11 protein-coding genes are annotated in these 12774 nt (G+C 60.9%); all 11 read left to right on the top strand.

Annotated elements, in window-relative coordinates; translation table 11 throughout:
• The first annotated feature begins 4 nt into the window (after window positions 1-4).
• The 11 genes from AB0O81_RS06880 to AB0O81_RS06830 all read left to right on the top strand — a co-directional run bounded on the left by AB0O81_RS06880 (window position 5) and on the right by AB0O81_RS06830 (window position 12750).
• A complete protein-coding gene (locus tag AB0O81_RS06880; protein WP_363582564.1) occupies window positions 5-1063 on the top strand; it encodes a YHYH protein in 1059 nt (352 codons plus the stop codon).
• Between the two features lie 34 nt (window positions 1064-1097).
• On the top strand, window positions 1098-2168 hold the full coding sequence (locus AB0O81_RS06875; RefSeq protein ID WP_363582562.1) for a YHYH protein: 1071 nt from the start codon (window positions 1098-1100) through the stop codon (window positions 2166-2168).
• Between the two features lie 45 nt (window positions 2169-2213).
• Window positions 2214-3290 carry a HupE/UreJ family protein gene (locus tag AB0O81_RS06870; RefSeq protein WP_363582560.1) on the top strand — a complete coding sequence of 359 codons (1077 nt, stop codon included), beginning with the start codon at window positions 2214-2216 and terminating at the stop codon, window positions 3288-3290.
• A 123-nt stretch (window positions 3291-3413) separates the two neighbouring features.
• Window positions 3414-4529 carry an ABC transporter permease gene (locus AB0O81_RS06865; protein ID WP_363582558.1) on the top strand — a complete coding sequence of 372 codons (1116 nt, stop codon included), beginning with the start codon at window positions 3414-3416 and terminating at the stop codon, window positions 4527-4529.
• A complete protein-coding gene (locus AB0O81_RS06860; RefSeq protein ID WP_363582556.1) occupies window positions 4526-5578 on the top strand; it encodes an ABC transporter permease in 1053 nt (350 codons plus the stop codon). Before AB0O81_RS06865 ends, AB0O81_RS06860 begins: the two co-directional genes overlap by 4 nt.
• 26 nt (window positions 5579-5604) lie before the next feature.
• On the top strand, window positions 5605-6696 hold the full coding sequence (locus AB0O81_RS06855; protein WP_363582554.1) for a BMP family ABC transporter substrate-binding protein: 1092 nt from the start codon (window positions 5605-5607) through the stop codon (window positions 6694-6696).
• A gap of 31 nt (window positions 6697-6727) precedes the next feature.
• Window positions 6728-8263: an ABC transporter ATP-binding protein gene (locus tag AB0O81_RS06850; protein WP_363582551.1), complete on the top strand. Its 1536-nt coding sequence runs from the start codon at window positions 6728-6730 to the stop codon at window positions 8261-8263.
• Window positions 8260-9612, top strand: a complete 1353-nt coding sequence (locus tag AB0O81_RS06845) for an amidohydrolase family protein (RefSeq protein ID WP_363582549.1) — start codon at window positions 8260-8262, stop codon at window positions 9610-9612. The genes AB0O81_RS06850 and AB0O81_RS06845 overlap by 4 nt, the downstream gene beginning before the upstream one ends.
• A complete protein-coding gene (locus tag AB0O81_RS06840; protein ID WP_363582547.1) occupies window positions 9599-10402 on the top strand; it encodes a DeoR/GlpR family DNA-binding transcription regulator in 804 nt (267 codons plus the stop codon). Before AB0O81_RS06845 ends, AB0O81_RS06840 begins: the two co-directional genes overlap by 14 nt.
• A 42-nt stretch (window positions 10403-10444) precedes the next feature.
• Entirely contained in the window at window positions 10445-11248 is an 804-nt protein-coding gene (locus AB0O81_RS06835; RefSeq protein WP_363582545.1) for a BtpA/SgcQ family protein, read from the top strand.
• 26 nt (window positions 11249-11274) lie between these two features.
• Window positions 11275-12750, top strand: a complete 1476-nt coding sequence (locus AB0O81_RS06830) for an FGGY family carbohydrate kinase (RefSeq protein WP_363582543.1) — start codon at window positions 11275-11277, stop codon at window positions 12748-12750.
• Window positions 12751-12774: the final 24 nt, after the last annotated feature.

Here is a 12774-nt window from a genome sequence, read left to right as displayed (position 1 = left end):
GGGCATGATGCTCTCTCGCTCACGCCGGGTCTCCCGCACACTCCTCGTCGCAGGTCTTGCGGCCACTGTGGCACTTCTTGCTGCTTCATGTGCGGCGAGCGAAGAAGAAGCCTCTTCGTCGTCGTCTGCCACGTCAGAAGCAAGCGACACTGCCACCGAAACCGTTGTCGCTCCGACCGGCATTGACCTCACGCTCTTCGCCGACGACGCGATCGTCGGCGAGCCTGAGCTAGTTGACTGCACCCTCAGCGAAGGCACCGAAACCACGTGCTACGAGTTCACGATCTCGGGCTACCCGAGCACCTACGAGACCGGCCCATTCTGTCCAGACACCATCACAACGAGTGCTGACGATGCGGGTATCTGGTTCGATGGGGAAGACGTTTACGATCTCGATGGCGAGTTCATCGCTGGTCTTGCAGATCTGTACGGCAGCGGCTGGCAGATGTATGACGAAGACGGCAACGTGTATGTAACCGAAACTATCGAGGCCTTCGAGGCAGCCGCTCGGCCCGACGTCGATCCGGAATACCAGAACTACTGCATCGAGGGCAGCATCGACTTTCTCGACAACAGCGAGCCTATCGAAACGACCGTGACGATCCCAGCGGAACCCGTCGCCGCGTCTGCAGCGTCGTCAACGCAGGGCAACCTCGGGGTGACCCTAGATGGCGTCGTGATTGCGTTGTCGGCTCCTGTCGACGCGATCCTCGGCGCGTACACGATCGCCGCGTTCGACGACTGCGGCGGACACTACAACCCATTTGAGGGCTATCACCTGCATGGTGCGGCCGGATGCTCAGAAGTCGAGTCCACCAGCGAAGACGAAACCGGACAGTTCGGCTATGCCATGGATGGTTACCCGGTCTTCAGCCCCTACACCGAAGAGCAGCTCGAGTCCGTTGAGTTGGACGAATGCAACGGGCATACCACCGAGGCCGAGGGGTATCACTACCACGCCAACGCCATCGAAGAGAATCTCGTCATCGAGTGCTTTGTCGGTCAGGTAGTCGCTAGCGAAGAGGGCGCTGGCGGGCCGCCCGCCGGTGGACCCAACGGCTAGCGCTGACGCCTGATTGCAACCCAAGGGATCAACAATGAAGCCTTCTTCAAAACTTCTGCTCGTTCCGATTGCCTGTTCGGCGTTGCTATTGGCGTCGTGTGCAGCCGAGAATACGGATGCTTCGACGCAGACCTCGGACTCCGAGTCCGTCACGGTTGAGACTCCTGAGTCCACGCAGGTCGAGCTGGTCAGCCTGTTTGGCGATGACGCCCTCACCAGTGAAGCAACCACCGTCGACTGCACGCTCGAAAACGGCACCGACACGACGTGCTACCAGTTCGAGGTCGCGAGCCTGCCGTCCACGGTCGAAACAGACGGACCGTACTGCCCGGCGACCACCAGTGACATTGGCGGGATCTGGGTCTGGGACGGAGATGATCCCGGACTTTACGCACTCGACAGCGAGTACTGGGACATGATGTCGGCGCAAGGCTATGACTTCGTGGATGCTGATGGCAACATCTCGATCTCTGACCCTGCCGCGCCCTCAGAGACTGCAACTGAGAACTCTTGCTTGGAAGCGACCCCCGATGGCTCGTACCACCTGCAAGTGTTGATTCCTACGGCACCGGAGCTGCTTGATGAGCCGGTAGACCTCACGGAGATCTCGCAGATCGGGCTTGCGTTCGACGGTGTCACGATCTTTGGTGATGCGCCCTCTGTCGCAGACCGTGGTGGTCTACCCGCGTTGGACGCGTGTGGCGGACATATTGACCCGAGCGGCTACTACCACTGGCATTTCGGTGCTGAGTCGATCCAGACGAACCTCGATGACGCCGACACCGGCCTCATCTGCGACGTCACCCAAGACGTAGAGGCCCCGATCGGACTCGCGTTTGATGGCTACGTCATCTACGGGCCAGAAGAAGACGGTGCGGTGCCGAGCGATCTCGATGCCTGTGGCGGACACGTCTCAGACACGGATGAGTTCGGTGAGGTGTACCACTATCACCTGTCGTATGACTCGCCCAACCTGCCGCTGTGTCGGGTTGGTGCGGCAGCCGACGGCAAGCTGTCGAGTCCTGACGGCGACAACATCGCGTTACCTGACGGCGAAGGCGGCGGCCCCGACGGCGGCGGCGGGCCTCCCGGTGGGAACGGCTGATAGGTGAATTCGTTTCATACTGAGCCCACGACGAGAAGCCGTGGTGTGTCGGTACTGATCGGTGTGGCGATGCTCCTGGGGCTCCTCACGATCGCCTCTCCTGCGGCAGCGCACGATGGAACCATCGCCCTCACGCTCGCCGTCGAGGATGGAAGAATCGTTGGAACGGGACTCGTCGCGTTCGAAGACGTGGGCCTCGAAGACACGTCTGGTGACGGGCTGATCGATCAGTCAGAGATCGGCGCGCAGCAGTCAGCGCTTGCCGAGAACCTGGTATCGATTGTCAAAGACAACGTCGAGCTCACCGTCAACGGTGGTGCGGTCGAGATCATTGGTGCTGGGCTCGGCGCCGACGAGTCGGTCGTTGCTTCTGAGTACATCGGACTTGCGTTCGCGACGGCAGAGTTTGGCGACGAAGATGTTGCGCAACTTGAGGTCGTGTGGCAGTTCACCTCACCGACCAACAGTGTCGTGGTTTCGCAAAACGACGAGCTGGTTATCGGGCACTTGAGCGATGACGGTGCCGTGACCTTCACCCTTGATGGGTGGGCGACCGCAGCATCCTTCTTCTTCCAAGGTATTGAGCACATTCGGCTGGGCCTTGACCACGCGCTGTTCCTGATTGTGCTTGCGCTGGGCGTGGTTGGCGCGCGCGTCGATCGTTCAACCATGTGGCGGGTGGTGAAGCTTGTGACGGCGTTCACCGTGGGACACGCGATCAGCCTGTGTTTGGCGTATTTTGAGATCTTTCCGGTGCCCGCCGAGATAGTTGAGCCCGCGATTGCGCTATCGATCGTGGCCGTGGCAGCGCTCGCCGCGCTGGGCAGGCTGGGCAAGCATCCGTGGTGGATCGCCGGTGTGATCGGGCTCGTGCACGGGCTCGGCTTCGCGTCGAGCCTGGCAGGGTTGGGCCTCGCGACCCAAAACCACATTGTGGCGCTGCTGATGTTCAACCTCGGCATTGACGTCGCGCAACTGGCAGTTGTCGCAATCGTGCTCGCGGTTTACGCGCTTCTGGGCTGGCTCTTGCCCCGACAGCTTGAGTATGTGCGAATTGCGGTCTGCGTCGCAGTCGGTTTGGTCGGCCTCTATTGGACGGTCACACGCGTTCTGCCGGTGTGACGATCTGTCATTCATGTGAATTTGTAACATCCAAGAAACTCTTTGAATGTGAATTAGCAACATTCAGGTCGCATGCTTTGTGAAACAGTCGCCCGACGGGTGATTCGATCTCAGGGAGCATACGTGGACCGCGACAGCATCGAGCGAGGCGCACTGCGCCTGGCTCTGCCTGTAGGCGCGGTGGTGATCGCACTCGTCTTTGGCGGTCTTCTCGTGTCAACGTTGGGCGTGTCGCCGTTCGACGCTGCGGGCACGGTGATCGAAGCGGGATTCAGTTGCTCGTCAACGCACTGCTCGCTCGCAGGAACGCTTGCTCTAGCCAGCCCCATCATTTTCTGTGCGCTAGGTGCGGTTGTCAGCTTGCGCAGTGGGCTGTTCAGTATTGGTCAGGAAGGCCAATACGCGCTCGGCGGACTTGCTGGTGCGGTGATCGGCTACTCGATTCCGGCTCCCGCTGTGCTCAGCCCGATTCTGTGCCTGCTCGCTGCGGCGTTGGTCGGCGCCGCGTGGGGCGTGATCCCAGCGATCCTCAAGGTCTATCTCGGCGTCAACGAGCTGATCATCACCATCGTGTTGAACGCGATGGCGGGCCTGCTGGTCGACTTCTTGGTGAATTACCCGCTTCGCGCGGAAGCTTCGACAGTGGGGTATACGCAGACGATCCGCGACGAAGCCAAGCTGCCGGTTTGGGATGTGTCCACCAAGTTCGGACTCGCGTTCGTGCTTGCTGTTATTGCCTGCGTGCTCGTGTGGTTCTACCTGTCACGCACGACGCGGGGATATGAGCAGCGCATGAGCGGCGAGGCGACGTTGTTTGCCCGGTACACAGGTATGTCGGCCACCGCGAGCGTTCTGAGAGCGGGCCTCATCGGAGGTGCACTCGCAGGCATTGGTGGCGGTGTCCAAGTCATCGGGTCGAATTACCGCGTGATCGAAGGATTCAGCGACGGGACTGGGTTCACTGGCCTTACCGCTGCGATCCTTGGCGGAACTACCGCTATCGGTGCCGGAATTGTCGGCGTGTTCTACGCCGGGGTCACCGTTGGCGCTGTGAACGGACTGCAAATTGCGCTGGGCGTGCCCCGCGAGATCGGCTCGACCGTGCTCGCTTTGATGATCGTGCTGGTCGCCATTCAGGCCCCACTCTTGGTGAGGATTCAGCGTGCCATCGACAAACGGCGGGCGAACAGATCTAACAGCGCGTCGAGCGAAACCGTCAAAGCCGGGAGCCCACGATGATCATGTTGGCGGACTTCCTCAACTCCGGTATTCGCCTTACCGTTCCGATTCTGTTCGCAGCGATCGCGTCGATGTTGTCAGCGCGCGCTGGGATTCTCAACCTCGCAATCGAGTCCAAGGTTCTCATCGGCGCATTCGTGGGAATTCTCGTTGCCGCAGGCACCCAAAATACGTTCGTCGGAGTCGTAGCGGCTGCCGCCGCCGGCGCGGTGATCGGTGTCATTATGGCTCTTGCGCACCGTTTCGGCGTGGATCTAGTGGTTCTTGCCATCGGCCTGAATATCTTGGTTTTGCAGCTCACAGTGTTTCTGATGCGCTCGTACCTGGGCGGTGTGGGCACATTCAAGCCCGACATTGAGACGCTCCCCACGATCGTCTTGCCTTTTGTCGAAGCCTTTCCGCTGCTTGACAGTCTGCTCAGCCGACTCAATTGGCTCGCATACAGTGCCTTCTTTCTGGTGCTCCTTATCGCCATCTGGTTTCGCACCCGTAGCGGCCGTCATCTGCTTGCCGTCGGCGAGGCGCCGGGGGCTGCGGCAAGCGCGGGGTTGAAGGTCGATCGTGCACAACTGCTTACCTTGGTCGCAGCCGGGGCGATCGCTGGTCTCGGCGGGGCATACCTGTCGGTGGGGGAACTCGGGCTGTTCACCCGAAACATGAGTGGCGATCGAGGCTGGATCGGCATTACCGCAGCCTTGCTCGCGTTGAACAAACCCGCGCTTCTCATTCCCGCCGCTGGACTCTTCGGTCTGGCAAGTGCAGCGAGCATTCGCCTGCAGCAGTTTGACGTTCCTTCCAACCTCACTCAGTTCATCCCACAGGGAGCAGCGTTCGTAGCCCTGGTGATTGTCGGACTGCAAGCGAAGTCTCGTGGACGTCTGCTCCGCCTGTGGGAGCGCAACTCCAAGATTCCACTCGCACTACCTCGTCGCCGCCTGCGACCGCCAGACGAAGCGGCGACGACTGTCAGCGAACTGCCAACAGATGATCCTCCCGAATCACCACCCGACGAAAGTCCCCCTTCACGCTCCACCTCGATGCACCACTGAACTGCACCACCAACCAGGAGACACAAATGTCAATCACCCGAACACGAGCCATCGCGGGCGTTGCGCTCGCCCTTACTTCGGTCATCGCGCTCGCCGGATGCTCCGCGTCATCCGACGAGACCGCTGATGCCAGCGAAGAGACCTTCACGTACGCTCTCGTCACACCCGGCGCTGCGGGTGATGGCGGTTTCATCGACTCCGCGATCGCAGGAACGGTTCTGGCAGAGTCTGAACTCGGCGTAACCGGTCGGGTTGTCGAGGCCGAGTCAGTCTCACAGCAAGAGTCAGTATTGCGCTCGACAGTCGCCACTCAGCCTGACATCATCCTGGCCCCGGGCCTTGACCCAGATTCGCTGCTGGCGGTTGCCGAGGAGAACCCGGACCAGTTGTTCGGGGTGCCCAGTGATATCTACGTCGACGAACTTCCAGACAACGTGCAGGCCTTCGCCATCAACGTGCACGAGTCCAGCTTCCTCGGCGGCTATGTGGCTGGATCGCTATCGGAGACCAAGAAGGTCGGCGCAGTCCTGGGCATCGACAACCCGGGCCTGAACCAGTTCTTCTACGGATTCGAGCAGGGCGTCCTTGCCGCCTGTGCCGACTGCATCGTGACGCCGACCTACCTGAATGGTGAGTTTGCTGATCCATCGGTTGGACAGGAAGCAGCTCTCGCGCTGTACCAAGACGGCAACGACATCGTCTTCGCGGTAGCCGGTCTGTCCGGACAAGGCGTGTTTACTGCAGCAGAGCAAGAAGGAACCTACGCGATCGGCGTGGATTCGAACCAGGACGCAGACGCGGCCGGTAGCGTGATCGTGTCAGTGATGAAGCGGGTCGATATGACTACGTACAATCTCATCAACGCGGCGCTCAACGGCGACTTCACAGCAGGCTTCGTTGCCGCAGGCATGGCAGACGGTGTCACGGGCCTTTCATGGGACGACGGGTCAACGGTGTTTGCTGACGAGGGACCTGCCGCCTTGACAGCACAGCTCCCTGACCTTGAGGTTGAGATTGCAGATCTCACCGAGCAGATCCTCGCTGGCGACCTCGAAGTCTGCGATGCACTCAACGATCCGAGCAGCGACGCATGCGCCGCGCTCGGGTTGGAAGGCTGACTGGCGCCCCCGGCCGGTTAGGAATTCACCCATGAGCCAGACCTCAGCAGACGCACCACGACTCGAGCTACGTGGAATGCGCAAGTACTTCGCTTCCTCCGGCGTGCTCGCTGTCGCCGATGTGTCGCTAGAGGTCTGGCCGGGTGAAGTCGTTGCGATCATCGGCGAGAACGGAACGGGCAAAAGCACACTGATGAACCTGCTGTTCGGGGTTCATCCTGCCGATGCTGGAACCGTTCTCGTCGATGGTCAGCAGCGCGATATCAAAAGCCCCCAAGACGCGATCGATATGGGACTCGGTATGGTGCATCAGCACTTCGAGCTCGTTCCGAGTTTCACCGTGGCACAGAATGTGCTTCTCGGGCGGGAACCAGCGCGTGGTGGCTTTTATGACGATCGCGCGGCAAATGAGCGCGTTGCCAAGCTTGCATCCGAGTCCGGACTTGAGCTTTCGCCCACTCAACGAGTCGGCAGCCTTACGATCGGCGCGCAGCAGCGGGTAGAGATTCTAAAGGCACTTGCGGCAGACGCGCGGCTTCTCATCTTTGACGAGCCGACCGCAGTGCTGACCCCTGCGGAGGCCGATGACCTGGTCCTGATGATGCGCCGTCTCGCAGATACAGGTCGTGCGGTTCTGTTCATCTCGCACAAGCTGCCTGAGGTGCAGGCCGTCGCAGACCGAATCCTTGTCATGCGGCAAGGGAAAGTGGTGGCGAATCTTCGCCGCGGTGAAGCGGATGACGCGGAATTGGCTCGTCTGATGGTGGGGCGAGAAGTGCAGCTGCAAACCGCGCCGCCTCGCGAAACACCAGGTGGTGTTGTGCTTCATGTCGCAGGCGCGCGGCTACCAGGAGTTGGCGATACAGATGATTCAGGAATCTCTTTCGACCTGCACGAGCAACAAGTCGTGGGAGTGGCTGGGGTAAGTGGAAACGGTCAAGATGAGCTCATTGAAGCGCTCGCCGGGTTGCGTGCGCTCGACGCTGGCACAGTGAGTGTGCGCGGCCAGAATCTAACCAACGCACGGCCCTCGCGCATTCGCGACGCAGGCGTCGCCCATATCGCAGCGGATCGCATGCACGTTGGCCTCAATGTGCAAGCGACCCTTGAAGAAAACGCCGCAGCCACTGCATTTCGTTCCCGCATGTTCAGCAGATTCGGCGTGATCAAACGCCGCGCGCGGCGCCGATTCGCTGAAAAGCTCATCGCGGACTACGAGGTGCGCGGCGCCGCCCCGACGCGGACCGTCGCGTCTCTCTCGGGCGGCAATCTTCAGAAGATCGTCATCGGCCGCGAACTAGCAGGCCGTCCGTCGATCGTTCTCGCCAACCAGCCGACACGCGGCCTGGACGTCGGATCGATCGAGTTCGTCCACAGCGTGCTCCTAGAAGCATGCGCCAACGGCGCAGGTGTACTGCTGGTGTCTACCGAGCTTGATGAGATTTTTGCCCTCTCTCATCGCATCGCGGTGATGTATCGCGGAAAGCTCGTCGGTCCGTTCCCCCGAGAGCAGATGACACGTGAGCGAGTGGGAAGAATCATGGCTAGTGGAGAGGACGCATCGTGAAAACTGCGCAGGAATCGCCTCGAATTATCGTTGCTGACGTGGTCTGGACAGGTGACGGTCGGGTGCTTTCGCCCGGGGTCATCGAGGTTGAGGACGGCATCATTGTTGATGCGCATCAGCTGGTGGGCGAACGGCCCACAGGTTCGCATGTCATTGACCTTGGAGAAGCTCTCGTGATGCCAGGGCTTGTGAATACGCATGCCCACACGCCGATGTCGCTCATGCGCGGCGTGGCGCAAGGCCATTCGTTGCTGTCCATGGAGGGGTTTTTGGGCGTCCTGCGCAATCGCGAAGCGCATCTCACACCCGACCTCGTTCCAGCATCAGTGGCTGTCAGCTGCGCCGACTTCGTTCAACATGGAACGACATCGTTTGCCGATCAGTATTTCTATGCAGATGAAATCGCGCCGACCGTGATCGAGTCAGGCCTGCGCGCCGCCATCGCATGGGGAATTGTCGAACTCGGTGATGACGACGCGCGCGCCCGAGAACTTCGATCAACAGCCGAGTTTGTGTCGGCGATGAGCGGCGCCTCGGATCTTGTTCGAGGCTGGGTAGGTCCGCACGCCTTCTTCGTCGACAATCAGCCGGATGCAATGGTCGCCGCGCGCGACCTCGCTGAGAAGTTCGGAGTGGGCATGCACGCTCACTACTCGACCTCCAGCGAAGAAGATGAATACTGCGCCGAACACTACGGAATGTCGTCATTGCGCAAGCTGGTTCAGATGCAGATGCTTGACGTGCCCACCATCCTCGCGCACTGCAACACCGTGCCCGTTGAAGAGCTGAGTCTGCTCGCGGGAACCCGAGCTTCTATGGCAGTGATCCCCTCGGTGGCCATGCAATCGGGCGCGCCAGCTGCTCCAGTTCGGGATGCGCTCGATCAAGGCGTGAACGTGACTCTCGGTAGCGACAACGTGTGCAACAACACCAACGTCGACTTGTTCGAAGAGATGCGCATGCTGGGTAAACTCGCCGCCTTCACGTCGCGCACGCCGAACAACGTGACACCCGATGAGATTCTGCGCATCGCGACGCGCAACGGTCACAAGGCACTGGGCGGCGCCGCGGTTGATGGTGCGCTCGCACCTGGCGCTGTTGCGGATCTGATCGCTTTGCCTCTTCGCGAGATCGCGAGAGGACCGATTGGCGCCCAGAGTCTCGAAGCCGCACTCGTGTATGGCACGAGCGGAGCATCTGTCACCGACACAATGGTGGCGGGGCGGTGGCTGATGCGAGACAAGCAGCTCCTTACCATTGACCTCAAGGGGCAACGAGAGCAGCAGCAGCGTGACTACGATGTGCTCGTAGGGCGGATGGCAGGTGGGGCAGACCATGGACGTCAATGAGCGACGCGGCGCGATCGAAGACTTGGTTATTCGCGACGGCGAGGTTCAGTTTGCGCAACTTGCTTTGCAGTTCGGCGTGAGCGAGATGACTGTCCGACGCGACATCGAGGCGTTGAGCAGTGCCGGAGTCGTGCGACGAATCTCAGGTGGAGCGATCGCACACGGTGGCACGGCATTTGAGCCTTCCTACGGCGCACGCGCTGGGCGAGCTGCGGGTCCGAAGGCGCATATTGCTACCACCATCGTCAATCTCCTATCTCCCGGCGAGTCGGTCATCCTGGACAGCGGGTCGACGGTCGCTTCCGTCGCGCATGCGATCCAAGGGCGGGGCCTGGGGCTGATCGTGGTGACGCCCTCTCTGACGGTTGCATCGATCCTTGCCGATGAACCGGACACCACAGTGATTTTGACCGGAGGACTCGTCCGTCCCGGCGAGCTCAGCCTCATCGGGCCAGAGGCAGAGCGGTTTCTCTCTCAGTACAACTGCGACACCTATATCGCTGGCATCTCAGGTATAGACCCTGTCCGCGGTTTGACGGAGTATCACCCCCAAGAAGCCGCCGTGAAACGAGCCGCAGCGGCAGTTGCTCGTCGGATCATTGTCGGTGCGGACGAGGCCAAGTTCGGTCGTACGCACCTCGTCAGCGTCGCGCCGATTAGTGACGTAGAAGTTGTCGTCACCGATGCGTCTCCCGAGCACCCCACGATCGTGGAGCTGCGCGAGCAGGGGGTCAACATCACTTTCGCCGAGGCGGAATCCACGCCGCCTGGCTCAAGCGCTCTCGGCTGATCGCATTTCGCACACTTTCCTCTCTCTAAACCTAGGAGTCGCATGTCCTCGCTTTTTCGCGCCGTCTTCCCGACGCAGACCAAACCTCTCATCGCTATGGCTCACGTGCCAGCGCTGCCTGGCACTCCGCTTTACAACGCAGCCGAAGGCGTCGACGGGCTGGTGGCTCAGGTGACGCGCGATGTTGAAGTTCTCGTGGACGCGGGGTTCGATGCCGTGATGTTCTGCAACGAAAACGACCGACCGTACCAACTCAAGGCGGGCCCAGAGGCGGCGGCAGTGATGGCACGTGTTGTCACAGAGTGTCGACCATCGTCCATCCCGTTCGGGGTCGACTATCTATGGGACCCGAGCATTGCGCTGGCGACCGCGGTTGCTACGGGAGCATCTTTTATGCGCGAGGTCGTTACGGGGGTGTGGGAGTCCGATATGGGGCTGTGGAATACCGATGCGGCCGAAACCCTGCGTGAGCGCCGCCGGCTCGACGCCAACGACATTGCGATCTTCATGAACATCTCGCCCGAGTTCGCTTCGCCGATCGGAAACAGGACGTTTTCGCAGATTGCCAAGTCCACGGTGGTTTCATCCTTGGCAGACGGCATATTGGTGTCAGGGCCGATGGCGGGCGCTGGTCCATCGACCACACTGTTGCGCGATGTGCGGGCTGCCGTCCCTGAAGAGACGCCCGTTCTATTGAACACCGGAGCGCGAGCTGAAAGCATTGCTGAGATGCTCACGATCGCGGATGGTTGTATCGTCGGATCTTCGCTGAAGATTGATGGTAATACCTGGAACGCGGTCGATCGTGATCGTGCACGACGCTTTGTCGACGTGGCTCGCTCCTGAGCGAAAGTCGACGATCAGGAGAGAACGTGACTGACTCACAGCTGGTCATCGGAGTCGATATTGGCACGACCGGTGTGAAATCCGTACTGGTTGACGTAGGCGCGGGAGTCATCGCACAGTCCACCCGATCCAATGCGCTGATATCGACACATGCTGGCTGGGCTGAAGCCGACCCCGGCGTGTGGCTCTCAAACGTGCTCGAAACGCTTGCCGAACTGGCAGCGTTTGCGGCCGGGCGCAGCGTCAGAGCGATCGCGACGACGGGAATGGTGCCCGCAGTCGTCTGCTTGGATGCAGCCAGCAATCCCTTGCGTAACGCGATACTCCAGAACGATGCGCGGGCGAGCGCAGAAGTCGACAGACTCGCGAGGGCGACGACTGGTTCGAATCTGCTCCACGCGACTGGATCGGTTCCTAGCCAGCAGTCTGTGGCGCCGAAAGCGATGTGGCTGGCTCAGCATGAGCCTGACACCTGGTCAGAGACTCGCTGGATAGTCGGTTCGTACGATTGGCTGCTGACCGCGCTCGGGGCGCAGGTGCATGTCGAGTCCAATTGGGCCTTGGAATCTGGTCTGTTCGATCTCGCAGGGCATGCCTTCTTGCCCGTCAACGACTACGTGCGGGGTCTTGCTGAACGGTTGCCGCCGGTAGTAGAGCCGGGTCAGATCATAGGCGAACTCGATCCGCGTGTGGCGGATCAGACCGGGCTCGCGCGCGGAATTCCGCTGGTTACGGGTGGAGCTGATCACGTCCTCTCCGCCTATTGTGCGGGACTTGTTGAAACCGGGGACTGGCTCGTGAAGCTGGGAGGCGCCGGCGACATTCTCGCGGTGGCTGAGGCGCCGATCGTTGACGAGAGGTTTTTCCTCGATCGGCATCCCGTTGCAGGCCTCTGGCTCCCCAACGGCTGCATGGCAACGAGCGGAAGCCTGGTGCGCTGGGTGCAGAAGCTGCTCAGTATTGCTGATCTCTCGGCGATGGATGCTGAGGCGACCGACAGGCGAGCAGCAGAGGTGCTGTGCCTGCCGTATTTTCTCGGCGAGAAGAGTCCGCGTAACGACCCCGACCTTCGGGGGGTCTTCGCAGGGATGCATCTCGGGCACGACGCGGTTGATCTGTACCGCAGCGCTCTCGAAGGCATCGCATTTGGGTTCAGGCACAATGCCGACGTCATGCGTTCGCGCGGAATCGCAATGGATCAGGCGACGGTCACCAACGGCGGCGCGACGTCGCTGTTGTGGAAGCAGATTCACGCTTCGGTTCTGGGAGTGCCGTTGCGCACCGTTCGCAACCATCCTGGAGCATCGTTGGGCGCTGCCTTCGCGGCGGGAACGGGCACGGAAGCCTTCGCTGATTGGCGTGCGCCCCTCGAACTCATCGAAGCGGGAGAAACCATCGACCCGGTCGCTGAGCTGGTCGCACGCTACGACGAGGCGTTCGGGCTATGGACCTCATTGGGCGACCTCACCGCGCCCACGATGCATGCCCTCGCGCGACGCTAAAAAGGTCGGGGTGACGCACACCTA

This window comes from Microbacterium sp. NPDC076911, from assembly GCF_040687125.1.
Taxonomy (GTDB): domain Bacteria; phylum Actinomycetota; class Actinomycetes; order Actinomycetales; family Microbacteriaceae; genus Microbacterium.
Note: the sequence above shows the minus strand (reverse complement) of the source record. Positions and strands in the feature narration are given on the sequence as shown.

What these genes read in the sequence shown, in the direction of transcription:
- AB0O81_RS06880 (WP_363582564.1), top strand. Translation starts at nt 5, where the DNA reads ATGATGCTCTCTCGCTCACGCCGGGTCTCCCGCACACTCCTCGTCGCA.
- AB0O81_RS06875 (WP_363582562.1), top strand. Translation starts at nt 1,098, where the DNA reads ATGAAGCCTTCTTCAAAACTTCTGCTCGTTCCGATTGCCTGTTCGGCG.
- AB0O81_RS06860 (WP_363582556.1), top strand. Translation starts at nt 4,526, where the DNA reads ATGATCATGTTGGCGGACTTCCTCAACTCCGGTATTCGCCTTACCGTT.
- AB0O81_RS06855 (WP_363582554.1), top strand. Translation starts at nt 5,605, where the DNA reads ATGTCAATCACCCGAACACGAGCCATCGCGGGCGTTGCGCTCGCCCTT.
- AB0O81_RS06850 (WP_363582551.1), top strand. Translation starts at nt 6,728, where the DNA reads ATGAGCCAGACCTCAGCAGACGCACCACGACTCGAGCTACGTGGAATG.
- AB0O81_RS06840 (WP_363582547.1), top strand. Translation starts at nt 9,599, where the DNA reads ATGGACGTCAATGAGCGACGCGGCGCGATCGAAGACTTGGTTATTCGC.
- AB0O81_RS06835 (WP_363582545.1), top strand. Translation starts at nt 10,445, where the DNA reads ATGTCCTCGCTTTTTCGCGCCGTCTTCCCGACGCAGACCAAACCTCTC.